The organism is Lentilactobacillus kefiri, assembly GCF_009739535.1.
Classification (GTDB): Bacteria; Bacillota; Bacilli; order Lactobacillales; family Lactobacillaceae; genus Lentilactobacillus; species Lentilactobacillus kefiri.
In genome coordinates this window covers 1926290-1946996 of the sequence record NZ_CP029971.1, presented here as the reverse complement: position 1 = coordinate 1946996, position 20707 = coordinate 1926290, and the positions used below count along the sequence as shown (strand labels likewise).

Genomic DNA, 20707 nt, shown 5'->3' with positions numbered 1-20707 from the left:
CTTTCCTCCTAAAAACTAAATAACGCCGACCAAATGAAGCATTGGCAAAACAAAGAGTAAACTGTCGAATCGGTCTAAAATTCCACCGTGTCCAGGGAGAATTTTGCCGGAATCTTTAACGCCGTAATAACGTTTCAAGGCCGATTCAATCAAATCGCCAAATTGACCAGCTATAGAGAGAATAATGGTAAATATGAACATTTGCAAAAGTGAATGCCCAGCGATTGGGTAAAAGGCAACAAAAATCGTACATAAGATTGTGGCTGCCAGTGAACCGCAAATGGATCCCTCCCAAGTCTTGTTGGGGCTAATTCTCGGCGCCAGCTTATGTTTGCCCAACATCCGACCAAAGATATAGGCACCACTATCAGTCACCCAAACAATAAACAGTGCGTACAGCAGAACAGTTAATCCGAGGCCTCGTGCAGCGATGAAATAATGAAATCCCATTCCAACGTACAGCATTCCCAATGTGATAACACCAGCATCATCGAATGTAAACAAGTTCCTGCTGAAAACCGTTTGAAGTAACAGCAGCAAAACAAAAATGAAGAACACAAAGTTTTGAGTAAGATGCCCTGGTAAAAAACTGGTCCATTTGGTAGGGAGAATTAGCGCACAGACTCCTAGATAAGCAATGATTGATTCTGGCGAAATTAATAACTTCTTTTTCATAACCAGAATTTCTGAAATTGCCACAATTCCAAGAGCTAAAGCCGCAATATCAATCCAAATTCCTCCCATGATAATGATTGGAATGAATATTAATAGTGCCACAATAGCTGTTATTACACGTTGTCTCAATTTGTTTCTCCCCTATTTACTAGTTTTAATCCCGCCAAATCGGCGGTCGCGATGCTGATACTCTAAAATCATTTTCTGAAAAACAGACTTGTCAAAATCAGGCCATAAAACATCGGTGAATACCAATTCACTATAAGCAATCTGCCACAACAAGAAATTGGAAATTCGTTCTTCACCGGAGGTTCGAATCAAAAGGTCCGGATCTGAAAGATCACCCAGAAAACCAGTCATCAAATTGTCAGAGATTGTTTGGTCATCAATCTTATCCACGTCGAGTTGCCCATCGGCAACCTGTTGACTAATTTTTTGAACTGCCATCCTGATGTCCAAACGACTACCATAATTTAACGCGAAGTTTAGAACCATTCCTGTGCATTGGGAGGTGTCCTTAATGGCATCGTTAACGGCTTTTTGCGTCTGAGCAGGCAATTGATCGATCAATCCCATGACTTTAACTTGCACATTGTTTTTAATCAAGTCTGGTACAAAATCGTTAAAGAACTTCACAGGTAATCCCATTAAATAGCTGACTTCATCGTGCGGCCGTTTCCAATTTTCGGTTGAAAACGCATAAAGGGTTAAGACTTTGACGCCTAAATCGCTGGCGACTTTGGTAATGGTCTTAACCGTCTCCATTCCACGCTTGTGTCCGGCAATTCTGGGCAAATGACGTTTCTGTGCCCAACGGCCATTTCCGTCCATAATGATTGCAACATGATCCGGAATGTTATTTTTATCCAGCTCATCTTCCAACCGTTGATTGTCTTGTGTGTTCTTAAACATTGTACACTCCTTAAATAAAGATTTTGGAACAACCGAACGCCAGATATCATCATCTGATACTCTGCGCATACCAAAATATCATTAAACACCAAATGGCTGGAACAAAACAAATGTTTTTTCCAGCCATAAAATGAAATTGATTACTAGTCAGACTCACCATTAGGACGTTCAACCATTCGCCATTCACCACGTTTGGCTTCGGCTAATGTGTTAAAGTACTTCAATAATTTGTTGGCGTCTTCCGGACTCTTTTGGCCCAATAGATTCAGTCCCTTACCAGTTGTTAATGGTTCAGACAAATCAGTAATTTCATTATCGTTTTCAATGGTTGCTTTTGAAAATGCAATAACCCAATCATTTTCAACCAATTGAGACACAATAAAGAATAAGTTAAAGCCGTCAGTTACATAAGCAGGCATTGCATACAATCCATCTTGAACGGGTTGTAAGTGGCCGCCGTTATAATCCAATACACCCAAATTATCTTCGGTTACCGGTTTATTGAGCTTGAATAACATCTTTCCAAATTCGTCAGTACCTGGTACAACTGCAACTTCATCATTATCTGCATTATTGTTATTGTTATTATTGTCTGCCATGATATTGTCCCTCTTTCTAACCATTCATAACTTCTTTTTCTTTATCGGATACAATTCCATCGACACCTTTAATAGAATCATCAGTTAATTTTTGAACTTGATCCTCATAACGATGCAATTCATCGTCGGTAATATCTTCGTTCTTATTGCTTCGCTTAAGCGTGTCCATTGCTTCTCGACGAACATTTCGAATGGCAACCTTACTCTTTTCACCGGTTGCTTTAACCTGCTTGGCAATTTCTTTACGACGGTCCTCAGTCAATGCAGGAACGGCCAAACGAATGGCAGTTCCTGCATTAGCTGGGCTAATGCCAAGATCTGCCTCGTAAATTGCTTTTTCAATGTCCTTAAGAGAACTCTTGTCGTAAGGGGTAATTAAAATAACTCGAGCTTCAGGAATACTGATTGAAGCAATCTGGTTTAATGGTGTTGGAGCACCATAATAATCAACCTTCACATCGGTCAGTAAACTGGCGTTTGCATGACCGGCACGGATACTGCCCATATCATGTTCCAGCACTTCACGAGTGTTCTTCATTTTTTCTTTTGCTTCACTTAAAACTGATTGTGCATCTGCCATAAATTATTTCTCCTTCACAGTTGTTCCGATATTCTCACCAGTAACGACTTTGCGAATGTTTCCAGGCTTGTTCAAGTTAAAGACAACCAATGGAATATGGTTATCCATTGACAATGAACTTGCTGTGGAATCCATAACTTTCAAGCCCTTTTCCAAAATATCCATATATGAAAGTGTATCAAATTTAACTGCATCTTTGTGGGTTCGTGGATCTGATGAATAAATGCCATCAACACCATTTTTAGCCATCAAAATTGCATCGGCACCGATTTCAGCAGCCCGTAATGCGGCTGTCGTGTCAGTTGAGAAATATGGATTACCGGTTCCGGCGGCAAAGATCACAACTCGTCCCTTTTCAAGATGGCGAACTGCCTTTCGTCGAATGTAAGGTTCAGCAATCTGACGCATTTCAATAGATGTTTGAACTCTTGTGGGAACTCCCAAATGTTCAAGGTTGTCCTGAAGGGCAAGACCATTCATTGTCGTTCCGAGCATTCCAATGTAGTCGGCTTGCGCACGTTCCATGCCCATTTCGGCACCGGCTTCACCACGCCACATATTACCACCGCCAACGACGATTCCGATCTGCACACCCAGTTTAAAAATATCCTTAATTTCTTGGGCGACGTCCTTAATTACAGGTGGATTGATACCAAAGCCTCGATCACCGGCTAATGCTTCTCCACTTAATTTTAAAATAATTCGATTGTACTTTACTTTAGACATCCAAGTGCCTCCCATAGTTAATCATTACTACAATTTTAGCATATTCCCATTGCAATCAACAAGAAAACAAGGATATTGAAGAATTCTTATCAAATATTCTTAACAACTTTTAAGCCTCGATTTAAAATTGAAGTGCAACACCTGCTCTACTAGACCAGTTCTTTATTCAGACTAGTCAAAAAGGCCATGAAGACCTATTCTTAATTCACCACAAACAAGAAAGAGGTATCTTCATGACCCGAATTAAGAATATCATATCTAATCAGTATCACCAACTCAATTTAGCTGAACGTGGTCGAATTGAATCCCTAAGGGACTTAGATTGGTCTATCCGCCGGATTGCCCAGGCCCTTCATCGTAATCCCAGCACGATTTCACGTGAATTAAAACGTGGGACAACGACACAGATTAACGCTAGTACTCATATCTTTGAACAGTCATATCTGGCAGAAACTGGTGAAGCAATTTATCGTAAGCACCGACTAAATAGCTGTTATCGTGGACTCTTTGATCATTGTCAAACCTTCTGTAATGCTTTGGTGACAGCTTTAAAAGCGCGTCCCAGGATGCATAGTGTGGATACTTTTGTCCACCAATTCAAGACTGATCACCCAAGGCTTGTCTGCCCCTCAACACCGACGGTGTACCGGTATATTGATGACCAGCGTTTAGCTATCCGCAATTCAGACCTACCAGCTAAACTACGTCGCCGGATTAAATGCCCCGGGGCAAAGCATCATCGAATCAATAAGAAAAATCTGGGCCATTCAATCGAAGAGCGTCCCGCCATGGTTCAAGCGCGTCAAGAGCTTGGACACTGGGAAGGTGACTTGGTCAAAGGCAAACGGGTTGAATCTGAGCCAGCATTAATGACTTTGACTGAACGTGTTAGTCGCTTAGAGATCATCGTTAAACTTCCCAATTATCATGCCGACACTTGCTTGAAAGCCCTCCAGAATACCTTATATGACTATGGAACCGAGCACTTTAAAACCATTACTTTTGATAATGGTGCTGAGTTCTCAAGCTTGAGTCAAGTCAAGGGAACTGACATCTACTTTGCCCATCCTTATTCACCATGGGAACGTGGAACCAATGAGAACACTAACGGCCTTTTGCGCGAGTTCTTCCCGAAGGGCAGATCCTTGGCTTCGGCCTCACTCATTGACATTCAGCTGGCTCAAGATACCTTAAACAACCGGCTACGGCGGTCATTGAACTATCGCTGCCCAGCCGATCTAATGCCTGAACTAGCTTAGCAACTAGACCACTTCTAAGAATAGATTCTTAGTGTTGCACTTGATTTGACAATTGAGGTAACAACTTTTAAGGAGAATCGACAAAATTTCTTATAATCCAAATGCAATCACAAAAGAAGACCGGAACAAAACGGATTGTCTTGTTCTGGCCCTCAATTAAACTACTTTAATTGATCACGAACTTCGTCTTCAAAGCTTTCCTGCTTCTTTTCGATTCCTTCACCAACTTCGTAACGGACGAACTTGACGATTGAACCACCCTTTGAAGCAACGTACTTGGAAACAGTAACGTCTGGGTCTTTAACAAAGTCTTGATCTTCAAGGCAAATTTCTGCCAAGAACTTGTGCAAACGACCTTCAACCATCTTTTCAACAATCTTTTCTGGTTTACCTTCGTTAAGAGCTTCTTGAGTCAAAACTTCTTTTTCATGTGCCAAACGATCGGCAGGAACTTCGGCTTTGTTCAAGTATTCAGGATTAGTAGCTGCAACGTGCATTGCGATATCCTTTGCAGTTTCCTCATCGGCACCCTTTAATTGAACAAGAGAACCAATCAAACCACCATTATGGAGGTATGAACCAAATACTTCGTCGTCATTCTTTTCAATAACGGCAAAACGACGTAAAGTAACTTTTTCACCGGTAACTTGAGTTGTTTCAATCAAGTCATCCTTAACAGTGCCTTTGTCAGTCTTCAATGCTTGAGCAGCATCAACGTCGGCAGGTTTGTTAGTAACGATTGCATCACTAACGCGTTTAACAAGTTGCTTGAATGGGTCACTTGAAGCAACAAAGTCGGTTTCTGAGTTGATTTCAACAATTGCTGCAGTATTACCTTTAATAGCAATAGTGGTTAAACCATTAGCAGCAACGTGGTCGCTCTTCTTTTCAGCTTTGGCAACCCCTTTTTCACGCAATACTTCAATCGCCTTGTCAAAATCACCTTCGGTAGCAACAAGCGCCTTCTTAGCGTCCATCATGCCGACACCGGTCTTCTTACGTAAATCCATAACTTGAGATGCTGAAATTTTTGCCATCTTAGTGGCCTCCCTTTAATTGTGAATAAAAACTGACTCTACACCAAGGCCAAATTGGTCCAAAGCGATAGAGTCAGCCTAAGTGCTAATATTTATTTTTTAGAATCTTTGCTGCCTTTAACGGCGTTTGCAATATCTTCAATTGAATCTTCTTTTTTGGCTTTCTTGTCGCCATCTTTGCCTTCAAATGTCTTTTCGTTGACATCATCTTCACCCTGACGGCCTTCGATGATAGCGTCAGCCATCTTTGAAGTGATCAAACGAACGGCACGAATAGCATCATCGTTTGATGGGATAACAACATCGATTTGATCTGGGTCAGTGTTGGTATCAACCATAGCAACGATCGGAATGTTTAACTTCATTGCTTCGTGAACAGCAATTTGCTCTTTACGAGGGTCAACGATAAACATAACATCAGGAATCTTAGGCATATCTTCAATACCACCCAAGAATCGTTCCAACTTTTGTTCCTGCTTGATCAAAAGTGAAACTTCCTTCTTAGGAAGAATTTCAAAAGTGCCATCAGTTGACATCTTCTTAAGATCCTTCAAACGCTTAACACGTGATTGAATAGTTTCCCAGTTGGTTAAAGTACCACCAAGCCAACGGTTGTTGACGTAGTATTGGCCGGCACGGGTTGCTTCTTCAGCGATTGAATCCTGAGCCTGCTTCTTAGTACCAACGAACAAGACAACAGCGCCTTTAGCAGCTTCTTCTTTCATGAAGTTGTAGGCAACATCGATCAACTTAACAGTCTTTTGCAAGTCAATGATGTAAATACCATTACGTTCAGTAAAGATATATTGCTTCATCTTTGGGTTCCAACGACGAGTTTGGTGACCGAAATGTACTCCGGCTTCCAGTAATTGTTTCATAGAAATAACAGCCATGATATAGCCTCCGTATTGTTTTTTGTCCTCCCCAACGATCATCTGCTTTGAGAACCATCCCTGGCAACTCTCATTGCATCACGTTAGGTGTGTATTTAAAACACCTATAAAAGTATATAAGAAAAGCACCGGAAGCGCAAGCACAAATGTCTTTTTTCGGATTATTTTTGTCAAAATTGTTAAATTTTGAGAATCCATGTTAGAATGTTATTTCGTGGCGAGGAGGAATATATACATGATTAAAGCCATCGTTTTCGATGTCGACGATACTTTGTACGATATAAAGCCGTCATTTACTCAAGCTTTCGACGAAATATTTAATTTAAATATCAGTGAAGAACTAATGAATGAAATCTTCTCCAACTTCACCCAGCAGCGGCAGTTGGCCGTTGTTGAATCAAACTCCGACTCCGATCTGAAGTTATCCAAAGAAGAGATTGACTTTCACTCATTACATCATACATTTAAAAAGTTCGACCTCCCTGGTTTAACACAGGAAACTGCAAGTGCATTTACAAATGCCTTCATGTCTGCCAGCAATTCGATTCACCTTTTTGATGGACTGACAACCGTTTTTAATACCCTCACAACCAAGTTCAAGTTGGGAATTATCACGAACGGCAGTAACGATGTCCAGTTGGCAAAAATTATGAAATTAAAATTGCATCACTGGTTTAGCCGTGAACAAATTATTACATCAGAGGATGCCAAGGCCAAGAAACCTGATCCATTAATTTTTACTTTAATGAATCGGAAATTCAACTTACGTGGTAACGAGATGATGTACGTCGGCAGTTCCTACTTTGAAGATATTGTTCCTGCCAAGAAAGCCGGTTGGGAAACAGTTTGGTACAACAGCCATCAAAGTCCGATTGCCGATCCGCAAATCATTCCTGATCAAACTGTCACCACCCCGGATGAATTAAGAGATCTGTTGATGGATTTGGCAGCTCAGGTTGATTAACTAATTGATACAACAACAAAGAGGACTCAACTGAAATAATCAGTTGAGTCCTCTTTTAGTATTCAGAAAATATTGTTTTAAAGTTTTACCAACTTATCTGATTTACCGGTCTTAATTAATGATTTGTTTGCATCCATTGCAAAGTAAACCATGTTACGAACGGCACGTTTTGTGTAGAAGGCAATATGTGGGCTGACCAAAACGTTTTCACGCTTCATCAATCCTTTAAGTCTTTCGTCAGGGATCTTGTCAAAGCTGCCAAAGTCAGTGTTGAAAATACCAACTTCATCTTCATAAGTATCAATTGCAGCTCCACCGATCTTGCCTGAATCAAGACCACGAATCAAAGCATCAGTGTCAACAAGGGCACCACGAGCTGGATTAAGAAGGAAGACACCATCTTTCATTTGAGCGATGGTCTTGTCATTAATCATATGTTCGTTTTCTTTGGTTGCAGGTGCGTGTAATGAAATAACATCTGATTGAGCATAAAGTTCTTCAGGTGTATCAACATAGACGCCTTCCTTTTCAAGTTCTGGATTATGATAAATATCATAAGCAATAACTTTAGCACCAAAGCCTTTGTAAATGCGCATTGCAGCACGTCCGATACGGCCGGTTGCAAAGACACCAACAGTCATTTGGTTCAATTCATCAGCAATGTCTGGAGCCCAACGAAGGTCACCATTTGCTTGTTTACGGTCGAATGTGTTGGTCCGACGAAGTAATCTCATTAATTGAGTTACAGTAAATTCAGCAATTGCTTCTGGAGAATATGCGGGAACATTGGTAACTTGAATTCCGTTACGCTTTGCAGCGTCGACGTCAATGTTATCAACACCAACATTACGAAGTGAAAGGAACTTGATACCAAAGCTGCCTAACTTATCCAAAACAGCGGCAGTGTAAGGCTTTTGTTGATAGGTAACAACACCATCAGCACCTTTTGCTTGATCAACAGTTGATTCATCAAGTAATTCACCGGTTGAAGCAACTTCAACGTCGGGATTTTCTTCACTCCACTTATCTAAATAAGGTTTCTCATCGTCACGAATGCCATATGCAATAATTTTCACGAATATTACCTCCTAACAGAATACCTAAATTGTAACACTTTTTGATAATAATTTTCACTACTTTTCGTAGTTTGTTCAACAATTCACTCCATTTTAACGCCCTTTTCTGCCAGGCGATGGATCTTTTGTGCTCTGGTAAGCTGCTTAAATGCGTATTCCGCGCTCAGTGCATCGTGTTTGGTGGTATATTCCTGCTTGAATAATATTTTCACAGGAACGTGGGAACGGGTATATTTTGCACCCAGCCCTTTCACATGCTGGTGAAACCGTCTTTCAACATCCGTTGAGAATCCTGTATAAAGCGTATCGTCTTCGCATAATAAAACATACATATAATACCTATTTGTCTGTTCCATAAAGCATCTTCTTTACTTCATCAGTGTATTCATTGCCATCATACGTGATAATATCACGTTCGGCTTTCAACCCATTTGGCTTGCCGTCCTTGATTGCCTCAACCAAGACCATATTGGCGTTTTCACCCAATCGGGGTCTGACAAACTTTAGTCGTTTCGGCTCCAGCCGGTGCGTCCTTAACGCCACAAACAGATCAGTCAGCCGGTCAGGCCGGTAAACCATGAAAAGTTTGGCATTCATTTTCAACAAGCCGGCTGCGGAATTGACAATTTCATCCAAATTCGTCATGATTTCGTGCCTGGCAATTGCAAGATATTTGTTTGGGTTCTTTTCACTGGTTTCATAATTGACAAAATATGGTGGATTGCAGGCGACAATATCAACTGAATCCTTTTTAACATATTTGGATGCGTTTTTCAGATCGTCATTGACCACGTCGATTTGGGAACCCAACCCATTCAGTTCAATGCTTCGTTGAGCCATGTCTGCGAGCCTGGGCTGAATTTCGATCATGGTAATGTGAGCTGCCGTCTTTTCACTTAAAAACAGGCCAACCGCCCCATTGCCCGCACACATGTCAACGACTTGTTTTGTCTTGTGCCCCGTTGTTTGAACAAAATCAGCGAGGAGCACCGCATCAAGTGAAAAGGAGAAAACCTCTTTACTTTGAATTATTTGAATCCCTTTACTATATAATTGGTCGATTCTTTCATCGCCATGTAACTTTACTTGCATATCGCTATGTTCCTTCGTAATTAAGTTTGCCAAAACCTTCTATTTTAAGTTAATATAATTCTATCAGATAAGAAAGAAGGAAATGAATTGTTTTACTCATTCATGAGAGTCCTTGTCCGAATCTTAGTGTTCATCATCAACGGCAATGCCCGTTATGAACATAAGGAACGACTTCCAAAAGGTAATTATATCTTAGTTGGTCCCCATCGAACATGGTTTGACCCAATTTATTTTGCACTGGCAGGAAGTCCAAAAAAATTCAGTTTCATGGCCAAAAAAGAATTGTTTCAGAATCCAATCTTGCGTTGGATTTTATTACATGCAAATGCTTTTTCGGTAGACCGTAACAACCCCGGCCCATCGGCCATCAAAAAGCCTGTCAGAATCTTACGGAAACAAGATCTATCATTGATTCTCTTTCCGTCGGGAACCCGTCATTCCAGTCAACTCAAGAGCGGTGCGGCATTAATTGCGCAGCTGTCAGGCGTTCCGTTGGTTCCCGCAGTTTATCAGGGGCCACTCACCTTCAAACAGCTTTTCACAAGAAAACGGGTAACCGTTGCGTTCGGTGAACCAATTAAAATTGATCGAAAACAAAAGCTGACCGATGATTTTCAAAAACAGATTGAAACCGAAATGCAAAGTGCTTTTGACGCATTGGATTATGCGGTTAATCCCGACTTTAAGTACGTGGATGTCTCAAAAAAGAATAAATAATTTCAAAATAAAAAGCCTTAACAATTACTTGTTAGGACTTTTTATTTTGAAAACATTCTAGTTCTTACCACTTTGGTTTTGCATAGAATGCATCATTTGGTTCAATTTCTTTTGTGAAGGTTTTTGACCCATTTGTAGCATGAGTTGACGCAGTTGATCTTCGTTGAATGGTGGGTTTTCTTTCAGGTACTTTTCCATATACTTACGAGCACCGTAAAAACCACCAACCAAGCCTAAGATCAAGGCCAAAACAACAATTAAAATCCAAATCCAAGTTGCCAAGACAAGGCCTCCTTTATGATATCACTAAGTAATTCTACACAATAATTGAATAGAATTAAAGGGCTAATCGATAAATAGCCCTGTTAAGCGCACAAATCCGGTTGATTAGTCATCCCGAAGTCCCTTGTGGCGTTGAACTTCCTTGACCTTTGCAGGGGTAACTTCATTCCCCTCTTTGTCATAAACCTTCATCATTTCAATTTGCTTTTTAAAGTTTTCACGGAAATGGGCAACATATTTTTTACGTAATTTGGCTTGTTCCAGCTTCTCAACTTCGGTTAAACCCTCAGCTTTGGCTTTGTGGGCCAATTCATTGATTCTTGGGATGAGCTCTTTAAAGACATCATCGCCAATTTTAGATTGCAATTCTTTCTTTTCCTGTTCGTTCATTGAAATCCCTCCAATAATTTTTATTATAACGCATTTATTCAAAATAATGCGAACGTGTGTTTGAAAAGTTAACCGGGTTATGATACGATAAAGTCATTAAACAAGGACTTATGAGGTGTCTAAAATGTCAAAAAAGACGAATGATCCCCAAAGTAAACAATATCAAATATTACATTACATCTGGGAAAGAGTAAATGAACAAGGATATCCACCAACGGTTCGAGAAATTGGTGAAGCTGTTCATCTGTCCTCAACATCCACCGTACATGGTCATATTTCCCGCCTCGAGCGGAAGGGATACATTGTTAAAGATCCCTCAAAGCCACGGGCACTGGAAGTTACTGAAAGCGGACTGGATGTCTTGGGCATGCAGCCACAACAGAAACAAATTCCCGTCCTGGGAACTGTTACCGCTGGTGAGCCGATCCTGGCTGTTCAGGAAGCAACTGACTACTTCCCACTGCCACCTGCATTGGCACACAGTGATCAACCACTGTTCATGCTGCAAATTCGTGGTGAAAGTATGATCAACGCCGGGATCCTTGATGGTGACTACGTTGTTGTCCGAAAACAGTCAAGTGCCGACAATGGCGATATCGTCATCGCAATGACCGATGAAAACGAAGCAACCTGTAAACGGTTCTTCAAAGAAAGCGATCATTACCGACTCCAACCGGAAAATGATACCATGGCACCTATTATATTAACCAAAGTTAGTATTCTGGGGAAAGTTGTCAGTCTTTACAGAAGTGATATTTCATAATATGTTTACTGAATGTTTGACCAGCAGATTTGTTGGTCAAACTTTTTTTATGCCTGCTGATCTTTATAAACCAGCTGATCAGCCTTTCTACCGAGCAACACGAACCGGCTGTGATCATTGGCAGCATCAAATGTAACATTGCCACCGTTAATTGGCAAACCATCAGCATACATTTTTTCATATTCCGGAACTGAAAGTTTGATCCGATCAGATAAGACGCTATCAACTTGGCTGGCTAATCGGCGTGAATCCATTGTTTCAGCAATTGTAGCGCTATAAAACTCGCCCTGGGCACCCGAACCATAGCTGAAGAGCCCAATTCTGTCATTCGCATGCAGATCGGTGGAATTTGATAAAAGTGACAATAAGCTTAGATAAAGCGAACCGGTATATAAATTCCCGACATGGGCATTGTACTGCTTGGATTGATCAAAAGCTTTTAATAATTTTTGTGAATGCGGACTGTCATCAACGACTGTTCTCAAGGCTTTTAACCCCATCTTTGTAAATGGCAAGTGATAGACCAATGCTGAAAAATCGGTCAAAGAACGGCCAAATTTATCACAGTAATCTTTGAAAGTCTTATTGAAGAAATCAATGTAAATATCTGTCGAATAATGACCGTCGACAATGGCCTCCCGTTTATAAAATGGGCGCCAAAAGTCCATAATATTTTCAGAATGAAAGGCGCTTTGGTTATCCAAAACCAGAATTCTAGGATCAACGCTGAGCAACATTGCGATTGCACCACCACCCTGGGTCACTTCACCCGGCGTTTTAATCCCATATCTGGCAATGTCGGCTGCCAACACCAATACCTTACTGTCCGGGTGCATGGCGATGTGATCAGCTGCCATCTGGACGCCTGCCGTTCCACCATAACAAGCCTGTTTGATTTCAAACGAACGGGCACTGCTGGAAATGCCAAGCAGCGACTGCACGTAAATAGCTGCTGATTTGGAATTGTCGACACCGGTTTCAGTACCGAACACGACCATGTCAATTGACTGCTTGTCTTCATCAGTTAATATTTTCTCCGCCGCATTCGCCGCCATCGTCACAACGTCTTGGGTTGGTGGAATGACCGCTTGTTGTTTTTGGCCGATTCCGATCAGATATTTATTCGGATCTTCTCCTCGGGCGTTGGCCAAATCAACCATATCCAAATAATAATTTGAAGTAAAAAAGCCAATCTTGTCAATTCCAATTTTCATAATAATCTCCTTTAAGAAAGAATGAGACTGAATATTTGAAATCAATATCCAGTCTCATTATGTATGCAGCTTATTGTTAATGATTATTTATTCGTGAAATGAATTTGGTAAACATCATTACCATTCATTGACTGAATAACTAAACCTTCCATCAGTTCACCGGCGTATACAAAGCCTTCGTGTTGATGTCCGGTAGAGATAAATGTCCATTGAACGACTTGGTTGCCACTCATTGCGGAACCAAATACTCTGGCACCTGTTAACGTTCCAACTGAATTGTCAGATAGGACAACTTCTTGGTTCCCTAAATTTCCATTTACATTAATAGTTAACATTAAAATTCTCCTAGTTATTTCCTTTGTACAACATAATAATATAGCATAATTGCAATGCAAATGCGAATTAGTTATAGTAAGTTTAAATATAAATTAAAACATTTGGAGATGATTATTTTGAAGATTAATATCCATCGTTCAGCAACCAACAAAGTATTTGCCGGTGTCATCGGCGGCCTCTCTGAACACTTTCAATGGAATCCAACCCTGGCACGGGTTATCTTTGTCATCTTGGCATTCACCCCATTTTTCCCGGGGATCATTGCTTACCTAATTCTCTGGATTTTGATGAAAGACCCAGCGTAAATTTAGCTTCACGTCTTTCGCAGGGACTTTCGGCTCATCCAGTAAATGATTCCAAGGGCCCCGAAAAAGAACCCGAAGAACAGCAGGAAACATTCCAAAAAGAATGTGTCCGGCAGCATATTGATAACGGGATCCGAGCTTGGATCAAAAATCCAATCCTGATTTCTAAACAGAATCTCATGAAACGCGATAAAGACCTGTTCAAAATTAACGAACATTAATGCGACAATCACTAACGAAACTGTCACGATCACCTTAATCGGTGTGATCAACAGCCAAGTTAGTGATTTTTTATTTAGTTGATGAAGCAGATAACCACTGACAGGCACCAACACAATGCCCACAACGTTATTCAGCATAATCAGGCTTTTAACGTCGCGAAAATGTTGGAGCCCCTTATCTGAGCTGGCAAAGAAATGAAATTTCAATGACGAGACCCACGGCAGCTGCAGGTACTGAATGATTCTGACATAGTCCTGATGCATTTGCGAAGGTCGCAATCCAGTGGCTTTCGTCAATTTCAACGCGTGAATATTGATATCAAACAGCCAAATACTGTTAACCGTCAAAAAGATTGCCAACGCCAGGCAGGCCAGAAATATCATAACGCCATACATACTTTGTTTCCCAAGTAATTTCAATCTTAAAGCCGCCAATCATCCAGGGAATCAATTTGGTAAGTTGGTTGTATCGTTTCCTTAGCCACCTGCTCCTTGGTTGATAATCCGGTATAAACCAGCAGTGTATCGACGTCAGCATTAATCCCTGCCTTAATATCGGTGTTGTAGTTATCGCCAACCATCAAAACATCACTTTTTTCCAAACCAATTTTCTTAATCGCACTGTCAATAATCCGCGCCTTGGGTTTGCCAATCATGATTGGCTCGGTTTGAGTCGCATATTCAACAAACTTCACGACGGAACCGGCACCAGGCATCATTCCGCGCTCTTTGGGAATGTTTGTATCCGGATTGGTACCAATAAACGTTGAACCGCTTCGAACGGCTAATACGGCCTCTGAGAGCTTCTCGTAGGTTAAGTCGGAATCAAGTCCCACCACAACGTAGTCAGGATGGTCAGCATCCAAGCGATAATGATTTGCGAGAATCACTTGCTTCAAGCCGATTTCACCAACAATATAAACCGATGGTGACTCAACATGCTTATGTTCATTCATGAAATCGACAGTCGCCATTCCCGATGTATAAACGTTTTCAGGTTTTACATGGATGTCATGATTATCAGCAAGATTTTTTACCACGTCACGTGGCAGCTGAGTGGAATTGTTGGTTACAAACAAAAATGGGATTTCCGCCTGCTGCAGCCGTTCGATGAACCGCTTGGCAGCCGGGATCCGTTTTTTGCCGGCATAAACTGTTCCATCAAGATCGATGAAATATCCTTTATATTTTTTCATCAAGTCAATCCTTCTAATTAATTTTTACTCTCACGAATAATGAAATGGTGTTTTTCGGACTTTTCTTCGGCTTTGACCACCATGTGCTTGCGCTTTTCGATGGACGGCCTGTGAGAACTAACCTTTTTCTCTTCAAAAGCATGGTTTCGACGATTACGATGATTGGATCGATTGTGCGAGTTTCGCTTTCGATTCGAACGGTGATTGCTGCGATTATTCCGAGATTTTCGAATAACCGGCCGTGCCTCCAAGTTATGGATGACAAAGTAAGCAGCCCCAAAGTTGACATCTTCCAGAATATAATCGTTCAGTGAAGAGATGAACGGACCAGATGTTTCAGTTCGATCATCATTAAAGAATCCTCGTAGGCGCAACTTACCATATCCCCAGTCACCAATGATGTAATCATATTGGCTAAGAGCTGGATTGTAACGGCGAACAAACTCGTTAAAATCAAAACCATCAGTATGGTCGGTATCCAACTCATATTTATGATCATTGATCAAGAACTCGGTTTCTGAAACTTTGGTAATGCGTGCCAGCGGTTTACGCTTGGCATCCTGTTCCGCAACCAAATCGTCTAAAGTTTTTCTATCCACAATAGCCCTCCTTTCACTGTGTTAATGGGTAATGTTTGGCGAGGTAATCACCAAAAACATCCCGTAAATTTTCATCATACAAAATTTCATTATGGCCAATAATACTTAATGTTGGAAAGAATGGAATGAAAAGATAGTGGTCAGGCATTGCAACCTGATAAGTTTTGGCAGGTGAAACCAATTCTTCATGGAAGAATAGTTGGCCGGCATCCTGATCAAACCTCAGCCCTTCAAAATGCAGCTGGCCGAAGTACTTTCCACGAAAGCCCATTCCTTTTTGTGGGAACTTGGTCAAGAAGTTCTTATTCTTTTCCATTTCTTTAATCAGCCGCCAAAGGTTATATCCATCCAATGTGACCCGCATAACGTGCATGGCATGTGGGAGCATTTGATGCAGCTGATTGCGGTCGACAATTCCGGCTGGTAAATCGGTTAAAAATAAACCGGAACTCAAAATACCAGCTTTTGTGCCAGCCTTTTCCATTATCGCATGCAAGCCCTCATTTACCAACCGGGAATGACCAACTAAATTGGTTGTCATCGGCGTCTTAATCCGGGCCAGCTTATTGCGAGCCAGCAGCTTTTCACCGTGTTCTTCATATTCTTTAATTTCGGCATCATCCCCCGGCTCAACCGGTAGCGTCGATGTTTTGACAACTTCTGCCTTGCTGGAAACAATCTGGTGGGAATCATTAAGCTCCAAAGTAATCTCACCGATATAGTGTCCCCATTTTTCTGCGGCGGCCAATAAGGAATTATTAATTTTTTCACCGTGAACCAACAAATGATGGGTGTGGGCACCGATAATGACGTCCAGTTTCGGAAACTTTCTGGCCAGTATGCGGTCTGTCGGCAAGCCGAGATGAGAAAGCAGCACACAAACATCGTACTTACCTTCATTATCAGCTAAGATTTTTGGCAAAACATTTTCAGGCTTCAGGGGCTGCCATCCAAGGATCGGATACGTCAATAGATATGGCGCCGTCAGCCCAATCAACAGGACGCGAGTCTTTTGAGGCGTTGTGATAATTTTGCTTGGCTTTGACCATTTAGGCAGCAGTTTTGTCGTATTATCCAAAATGTTACCCAAAATAACATCAAAGTTGGCATCGTCATACAGCTCATCCAACTGTTCATGACTATTTGTCAGGCCTTCATTGTTCCCAATTGTAACCGCGTCATAGTGAACCTGGTTAAGCAGTTCAACGTTCGCCTTCCCATTTGTGACCTCGGTTAAGGGGTGAACGCGGTCAACCGCATCCCCCAAATCGACTGTGATCACAGAAGAATTGGGCTGTTTTTCCAACTCTGCTCGTCGATCGGTAATAAATTTTCGAATACGCGGCCAATTTTCAAAATGAGAATGTAAATCATTGGTGTGTAATATTGTTAATTTCTCAGTCATCAAACCATCCAATCCGTTTAATTAATGTCGTTTTGCGAAATCCGTGGCCTTTCCTTCAACCATTTCTTCAATTTCAGCTTGAGAAAATGGGGTTCCAAAAGGTGGCTTTTTCTTAAGATAATCAGTTTCCGGAGTATCAACACCAACATTGATGTTCTCCTTGATTGGGACCGCATAGTGATGAATGTGGCCGTGTAAATTGATAATCTGTTTGACAATTCCCATCATCATTGGGTAGTGGGTCATATAATACTGACGATGATTCATTTTAATCAGGACGCCGACATCGTGAAATTCAAATTTCTGATGATTGCCAACGGGGTGATTATGCTTTTCCAAATATTTGAATAAAGCCCGTGAATCATGGTTGCCTTTGATTAAAACCAGGCGGCCATTTAATTGATCCAATACCTCAAAGATTTTTTCCAAAGCAACTTTTTCTGGTCGGGTATGCAAAATTGCAATATCCCCCAGATGATAGACGACATCGTTTTCACCAACTCGGCGATTCCAATTTTTAATAATGGTTTCGTTCATGTCCTCCACTGTTAAAAATGGCCGTGGAGCAAATTCGCTCATTCCCAGCAAGCGTTCATGAAAAAAATGCGTGTCAGCAGTAAAAAATTGCATGAACAGGTCTTCTTTCGTACATAAGTTATATCATTAATGATACCACCCAAGACAAATTTAGTAATTAGAAAGTATTCTCAAACCAATAAGAAAGCCAGGACAATAACGCCCTGGCAATTGATCATTCTTCTTCTATGTCTTTAACTTTATCGGTCAGGCTTTTAAATACAAATAACCCAATCAGCCAGATAACCGACCCTACCAGCGCAATCAAAGTATCAGTTTTAAGTGTTAAGACGAATGCGACAAAGACCATAAAGATCAAAACAAAGTAGTCAGTCAACGGGAAAAGTGGCATCTTAAATTTCAGCTTTTTCTCCCTGCCAGCCTTTTGGATGCTTCTTCGATATTTCAAATGAGCCAACACAATCATTCCCCACACAAACAGGAAACAAGTCGTTGCAACACTGGAAATAAATGAGAAGACATCCCCAGGCATCATAATACTCAGCAAAACAATCACCGCAATCACGGCTGTTGAAAACAGAATTGCGTTAAAGGGAATCTGTCTCCGAGATAGTGAGCCAACTTTCTGACTGAATTTCGATTTACCGTTATACGTCAGGGAAAACAACATTCTCCCCGTTGTAAACAGTGAACTGTTACATGCTGAGATAGCAGCGGTTAAAACCACAAAGTTGATAATCACCGCGGCCGATCGAATTCCAACACCGGCAAACACCTGAACAAAGGGGCTTGAAGTTGGCGATACATGCTGCCATGGGAAAATACTCATTAAGGCAAGCAATGAACCGATATAAAACAAGAGCACCCGGGTTGGGACTTCATTGATACTCTTTGGAATTGTCACCAAGGGATCCTGGGTTTCAGAGGCAGTCATCCCGATCATTTCAATTCCGGCAAAACTAAAGAGGACCATTTGAAATGATAAAACAAACCCTTTTGCTCCGGTGGCGAAGAAACCACCGTCAACAACGTTCATAAGTGACGCATGACCATATGGCGTCTTGTAGTGAATTGCAACCAGGACAATTCCAATCAAAATCAGGGCAACGATGGCGACGATTTTAATAATTGCCAGCCAAAATTCAGTCTCCCCAAACGCCGATACAGCCACAATGTTAATGATGAACAAAATCAATAGCAGGACTAGCCCCGTTAGCCAGATTGGGATGTTTGGAAACCAAAACTGGACGTATAATCCCGAGGCAGTCACTTCTGCCATGGCAATTGCGATCCAACACATCCAATAAGTCCAGCCGATCACAAAGCCCATTTTTTCACCTAAATATTTTTTAATGAAAAACACAAATGAATTACTTTCTACATCGGACACTAACAATTCACCAAGTGCTCTCATCAGCAGAAAACACGCTAAGCCGGCAATTCCATATGCCAATATAATCGAGGGTCCAGCCAAATGAATTGATTGGCCGGCACCCAGAAACAATCCAGTTCCAATTGTTCCACCAAGTGCAATTAATTGAACATGTCGATTTTTGAGGCCCCGGGACAGTTGATTGTCGTCTTCTTGTTTTTCCACACTGTGCCTCCATTTCTATTTAATCTCATTGTCATGATTCTAAAACAATGGCCGTGATTTGTTATCACGGCCGTTGATTGTGTTATAGATTATCGATCAGAAATTACTTTTGGTCCTTACGTAATCTTTCAATGTCTCGAACGATCATTAATTCCTCATTGGTTGGAATCAACAATGTCTTAACAGTTGAACCGGCAGCGGATAAATCACGTTCTTCGCCGCGAATATTATTCTTTTCAGGATCAACCTTAATACCAAAGTAACCCAACTTGTCAGTAACTTCCTGACGAATCATAATATCATTTTCACCAATTCCGGCGGTAAATACCAAAGCATCAATGCCACCCATTTCGGCAATGTAACTACCAATGTAACGAATGATTCGATTCTTGAAGATTTCACGGGCAAGCATTGCTCGGTGGTTGGTCTTCATAACGCCTTCAATTTCACGCATATCTGCAGAAACACCAGATACACCGACAAGACCTGACTTATGGTTCAAAATATCAACCATTTCATCCATGTCTTTAATGCCGGCCTTTTGCATGACATATTGTAATGCTGAAGGATCAACATCACCAGAACGAGTTGCCATTGTAATTCCGGCAACTGGTGAGAAGCCCATTGAAGTATCAAATGACTTGCCGTCTTTAATCGCGTCGATTGAAGCACCGGCACCCAAATGAAGAACAATTAACTTCAAGTCTTTTAATGGTTTGCCCAATAAAGCAGCTGCCCGAGCAGAAACATAACGGTAGCTGGTTCCGTGAGCACCATACTTACGAACTTGATACTTTTGGTAATATTCGTAAGGCAAACTGTACATGTAGTTGACTTCAGGAAGTGTGGTATGGAATGAAGTATCAAATACAGCGACACTAATCGTGTTAGGGAGAATCTTCTTGAACGCCTTGATTCCAAGTAATGCAGCAGGTTCATGAAGTGGTGCAAACTCAGTTAATGATTCAATCTTCTTGATAACATCATCATCGATGACAACTGAATCAGGAAAGAGTTCACCTCCGGCAACGATTCGGTGACCAACACCGGTAATTTCGTTGTAGTCCTTAATGATATCCAGGCTTAACAGTTTATCAAGAACAAGTTGAATAGCTTGTTCGTGGTTGTCAATATCTTCAGTATCTTTGAACTTTTTACCGTCGCCGTACTTGATAGAAACTTCTGATGCACCCAAACCAATTCTATCAATAGCACCGCTTGAAAGAACCTTTTCTTCGGGCATTTGGAACAATTTGTACTTCAAAGTAGAACTACCAGCGTTAATTGCAATTGATTTTCCCATAATAAGTAATGCTCCTCTGTTTTTTTAAA

Annotated in this window: 26 protein-coding genes; 5 read left to right on the top strand and 21 right to left on the bottom strand. The window is 41.2% G+C overall.

The features are described 5' to 3' along the window. Positions 1-15: 15 nt before the first annotated feature. The 5 genes from DNL43_RS09275 to pyrH all read right to left on the bottom strand — a co-directional run bounded on the left by DNL43_RS09275 (position 16) and on the right by pyrH (position 3492). Positions 16-804, bottom strand: coding sequence for a phosphatidate cytidylyltransferase (locus DNL43_RS09275; RefSeq protein ID WP_056982588.1), 789 nt, complete (start codon positions 802-804; stop codon positions 16-18). 12 nt (positions 805-816) lie between these two features. Then, positions 817-1587, bottom strand: coding sequence for an isoprenyl transferase (locus DNL43_RS09270; RefSeq protein ID WP_054768978.1), 771 nt, complete (start codon positions 1585-1587; stop codon positions 817-819). Between the two features lie 143 nt (positions 1588-1730). Next, a complete protein-coding gene (locus DNL43_RS09265) occupies positions 1731-2186 on the bottom strand; it encodes a hypothetical protein (protein ID WP_054768979.1) in 456 nt (151 codons plus the stop codon). A 16-nt stretch (positions 2187-2202) separates the two neighbouring features. Then, positions 2203-2766, bottom strand: a complete 564-nt coding sequence (gene frr / locus DNL43_RS09260; RefSeq protein ID WP_056982586.1) for a ribosome recycling factor — start codon at positions 2764-2766, stop codon at positions 2203-2205. A gap of 3 nt (positions 2767-2769) precedes the next feature. Next, the gene (gene pyrH, locus DNL43_RS09255) at positions 2770-3492 is read right to left on the bottom strand and encodes a UMP kinase (RefSeq protein WP_054768981.1); all 723 of its coding nucleotides are present in this window, start codon (positions 3490-3492) and stop codon (positions 2770-2772) included. Positions 3493-3725: 233 nt separating this feature from the next. On the opposite strand from pyrH, the gene DNL43_RS09250 reads away from it, so the two are divergent. Beyond that, on the top strand, positions 3726-4751 hold the full coding sequence (locus tag DNL43_RS09250; protein ID WP_010619295.1) for an IS30 family transposase: 1026 nt from the start codon (positions 3726-3728) through the stop codon (positions 4749-4751). 161 nt (positions 4752-4912) lie between these two features. On the opposite strand, the gene tsf is transcribed toward DNL43_RS09250, so the two are convergent. Together tsf and rpsB are read right to left on the bottom strand one after the other, a co-directional pair. Then, positions 4913-5788 carry a translation elongation factor Ts gene (gene tsf / locus DNL43_RS09245; RefSeq protein ID WP_054768982.1) on the bottom strand — a complete coding sequence of 292 codons (876 nt, stop codon included), beginning with the start codon at positions 5786-5788 and terminating at the stop codon, positions 4913-4915. Between the two features lie 92 nt (positions 5789-5880). Beyond that, positions 5881-6681 (bottom strand): 30S ribosomal protein S2, encoded by an 801-nt coding sequence (gene rpsB, locus DNL43_RS09240; protein WP_056982585.1) that lies wholly within the window; start codon positions 6679-6681, stop codon positions 5881-5883. A 235-nt stretch (positions 6682-6916) separates the two neighbouring features. Here rpsB and DNL43_RS09235 point away from each other — a divergent pair, with 235 nt between their 5' ends. Beyond that, a complete protein-coding gene (locus tag DNL43_RS09235; RefSeq protein ID WP_056982584.1) occupies positions 6917-7645 on the top strand; it encodes an HAD family hydrolase in 729 nt (242 codons plus the stop codon). Between the two features lie 77 nt (positions 7646-7722). Here DNL43_RS09235 and DNL43_RS09230 read toward each other — a convergent pair whose 3' ends face one another. The 3 genes from DNL43_RS09230 to DNL43_RS09220 form a co-directional block, all read right to left on the bottom strand. Further along, positions 7723-8721 (bottom strand): D-2-hydroxyacid dehydrogenase, encoded by a 999-nt coding sequence (locus DNL43_RS09230; protein ID WP_054768984.1) that lies wholly within the window; start codon positions 8719-8721, stop codon positions 7723-7725. An 83-nt stretch (positions 8722-8804) separates the two neighbouring features. Then, positions 8805-9077: a GIY-YIG nuclease family protein gene (locus DNL43_RS09225; protein WP_054768985.1), complete on the bottom strand. Its 273-nt coding sequence runs from the start codon at positions 9075-9077 to the stop codon at positions 8805-8807. Continuing rightward, entirely contained in the window at positions 9061-9813 is a 753-nt protein-coding gene (locus DNL43_RS09220) for a tRNA1(Val) (adenine(37)-N6)-methyltransferase (RefSeq protein WP_054768986.1), read from the bottom strand. The genes DNL43_RS09225 and DNL43_RS09220 overlap by 17 nt, the downstream gene beginning before the upstream one ends. An 87-nt stretch (positions 9814-9900) precedes the next feature. On the opposite strand from DNL43_RS09220, the gene DNL43_RS09215 reads away from it, so the two are divergent. Further along, positions 9901-10530, top strand: coding sequence for a lysophospholipid acyltransferase family protein (locus tag DNL43_RS09215; protein ID WP_056982582.1), 630 nt, complete (start codon positions 9901-9903; stop codon positions 10528-10530). A 57-nt stretch (positions 10531-10587) separates the two neighbouring features. On the opposite strand, the gene DNL43_RS09210 is transcribed toward DNL43_RS09215, so the two are convergent. Both DNL43_RS09210 and DNL43_RS09205 read right to left on the bottom strand, forming a co-directional pair. Continuing rightward, positions 10588-10812 (bottom strand): YneF family protein, encoded by a 225-nt coding sequence (locus tag DNL43_RS09210; protein WP_056982580.1) that lies wholly within the window; start codon positions 10810-10812, stop codon positions 10588-10590. Positions 10813-10917: 105 nt separating this feature from the next. Beyond that, positions 10918-11202, bottom strand: a complete 285-nt coding sequence (locus tag DNL43_RS09205; RefSeq protein ID WP_056982577.1) for a DUF896 domain-containing protein — start codon at positions 11200-11202, stop codon at positions 10918-10920. Positions 11203-11326: 124 nt separating this feature from the next. Here DNL43_RS09205 and lexA point away from each other — a divergent pair, with 124 nt between their 5' ends. After that, positions 11327-11965 carry a transcriptional repressor LexA gene (lexA, locus tag DNL43_RS09200; RefSeq protein ID WP_054768987.1) on the top strand — a complete coding sequence of 213 codons (639 nt, stop codon included), beginning with the start codon at positions 11327-11329 and terminating at the stop codon, positions 11963-11965. A gap of 47 nt (positions 11966-12012) precedes the next feature. On the opposite strand, the gene DNL43_RS09195 is transcribed toward lexA, so the two are convergent. Then, positions 12013-13179, bottom strand: coding sequence for a hydroxymethylglutaryl-CoA synthase (locus tag DNL43_RS09195; RefSeq protein WP_056982575.1), 1167 nt, complete (start codon positions 13177-13179; stop codon positions 12013-12015). A gap of 83 nt (positions 13180-13262) precedes the next feature. Then, positions 13263-13514, bottom strand: a complete 252-nt coding sequence (locus DNL43_RS09190; protein WP_054768988.1) for a hypothetical protein — start codon at positions 13512-13514, stop codon at positions 13263-13265. A 117-nt stretch (positions 13515-13631) separates the two neighbouring features. Here DNL43_RS09190 and DNL43_RS09185 point away from each other — a divergent pair, with 117 nt between their 5' ends. Next, positions 13632-13820 carry a PspC domain-containing protein gene (locus DNL43_RS09185; protein WP_054768989.1) on the top strand — a complete coding sequence of 63 codons (189 nt, stop codon included), beginning with the start codon at positions 13632-13634 and terminating at the stop codon, positions 13818-13820. An 8-nt stretch (positions 13821-13828) separates the two neighbouring features. On the opposite strand, the gene DNL43_RS09180 is transcribed toward DNL43_RS09185, so the two are convergent. From DNL43_RS09180 to DNL43_RS09150, 7 genes are all read right to left on the bottom strand, one after another. Continuing rightward, positions 13829-14461, bottom strand: coding sequence for a TIGR01906 family membrane protein (locus DNL43_RS09180; RefSeq protein ID WP_225364639.1), 633 nt, complete (start codon positions 14459-14461; stop codon positions 13829-13831). A gap of 2 nt (positions 14462-14463) precedes the next feature. After that, the gene (locus DNL43_RS09175; protein ID WP_056982573.1) at positions 14464-15237 is read right to left on the bottom strand and encodes a TIGR01457 family HAD-type hydrolase; all 774 of its coding nucleotides are present in this window, start codon (positions 15235-15237) and stop codon (positions 14464-14466) included. A gap of 17 nt (positions 15238-15254) precedes the next feature. Next, complete coding sequence (locus tag DNL43_RS09170; protein WP_054768990.1) at positions 15255-15836, bottom strand: YutD family protein; 582 nt, start codon at positions 15834-15836, stop codon at positions 15255-15257. A gap of 13 nt (positions 15837-15849) precedes the next feature. Beyond that, complete coding sequence (locus DNL43_RS09165) at positions 15850-17241, bottom strand: bifunctional metallophosphatase/5'-nucleotidase (protein WP_056982571.1); 1392 nt, start codon at positions 17239-17241, stop codon at positions 15850-15852. 21 nt (positions 17242-17262) lie between these two features. Continuing rightward, complete coding sequence (locus tag DNL43_RS09160; RefSeq protein ID WP_056982569.1) at positions 17263-17871, bottom strand: metallophosphoesterase family protein; 609 nt, start codon at positions 17869-17871, stop codon at positions 17263-17265. Between the two features lie 121 nt (positions 17872-17992). Beyond that, entirely contained in the window at positions 17993-19375 is a 1383-nt protein-coding gene (locus tag DNL43_RS09155; RefSeq protein ID WP_056982567.1) for an amino acid permease, read from the bottom strand. A 103-nt stretch (positions 19376-19478) separates the two neighbouring features. Beyond that, positions 19479-20678 (bottom strand): acetate/propionate family kinase, encoded by a 1200-nt coding sequence (locus DNL43_RS09150; RefSeq protein WP_056982566.1) that lies wholly within the window; start codon positions 20676-20678, stop codon positions 19479-19481. Positions 20679-20707: the final 29 nt, after the last annotated feature.

Excerpts from the sequence above, each read along its gene's own strand:
- DNL43_RS09195 (WP_056982575.1), bottom strand. The coding sequence starts at position 13,179 with ATGAAAATTGGAATTGACAAGATTGGCTTTTTTACTTCAAATTATTAT.
- DNL43_RS09175 (WP_056982573.1), bottom strand. The coding sequence starts at position 15,237 with ATGAAAAAATATAAAGGATATTTCATCGATCTTGATGGAACAGTTTAT.
- lexA (WP_054768987.1), top strand. The coding sequence starts at position 11,327 with ATGTCAAAAAAGACGAATGATCCCCAAAGTAAACAATATCAAATATTA.
- DNL43_RS09270 (WP_054768978.1), bottom strand. The coding sequence starts at position 1,587 with ATGTTTAAGAACACACAAGACAATCAACGGTTGGAAGATGAGCTGGAT.
- DNL43_RS09235 (WP_056982584.1), top strand. The coding sequence starts at position 6,917 with ATGATTAAAGCCATCGTTTTCGATGTCGACGATACTTTGTACGATATA.
- pyrH (WP_054768981.1), bottom strand. The coding sequence starts at position 3,492 with ATGTCTAAAGTAAAGTACAATCGAATTATTTTAAAATTAAGTGGAGAA.
- DNL43_RS09160 (WP_056982569.1), bottom strand. The coding sequence starts at position 17,871 with ATGCAATTTTTTACTGCTGACACGCATTTTTTTCATGAACGCTTGCTG.
- DNL43_RS09205 (WP_056982577.1), bottom strand. The coding sequence starts at position 11,202 with ATGAACGAACAGGAAAAGAAAGAATTGCAATCTAAAATTGGCGATGAT.
- DNL43_RS09150 (WP_056982566.1), bottom strand. The coding sequence starts at position 20,678 with ATGGGAAAATCAATTGCAATTAACGCTGGTAGTTCTACTTTGAAGTAC.
- frr (WP_056982586.1), bottom strand. The coding sequence starts at position 2,766 with ATGGCAGATGCACAATCAGTTTTAAGTGAAGCAAAAGAAAAAATGAAG.
- rpsB (WP_056982585.1), bottom strand. The coding sequence starts at position 6,681 with ATGGCTGTTATTTCTATGAAACAATTACTGGAAGCCGGAGTACATTTC.
- DNL43_RS09165 (WP_056982571.1), bottom strand. The coding sequence starts at position 17,241 with ATGACTGAGAAATTAACAATATTACACACCAATGATTTACATTCTCAT.
- DNL43_RS09225 (WP_054768985.1), bottom strand. The coding sequence starts at position 9,077 with ATGGAACAGACAAATAGGTATTATATGTATGTTTTATTATGCGAAGAC.
- tsf (WP_054768982.1), bottom strand. The coding sequence starts at position 5,788 with ATGGCAAAAATTTCAGCATCTCAAGTTATGGATTTACGTAAGAAGACC.
- DNL43_RS09190 (WP_054768988.1), bottom strand. The coding sequence starts at position 13,514 with ATGTTAACTATTAATGTAAATGGAAATTTAGGGAACCAAGAAGTTGTC.
- DNL43_RS09265 (WP_054768979.1), bottom strand. The coding sequence starts at position 2,186 with ATGGCAGACAATAATAACAATAACAATAATGCAGATAATGATGAAGTT.
- DNL43_RS09250 (WP_010619295.1), top strand. The coding sequence starts at position 3,726 with ATGACCCGAATTAAGAATATCATATCTAATCAGTATCACCAACTCAAT.
- DNL43_RS09220 (WP_054768986.1), bottom strand. The coding sequence starts at position 9,813 with ATGCAAGTAAAGTTACATGGCGATGAAAGAATCGACCAATTATATAGT.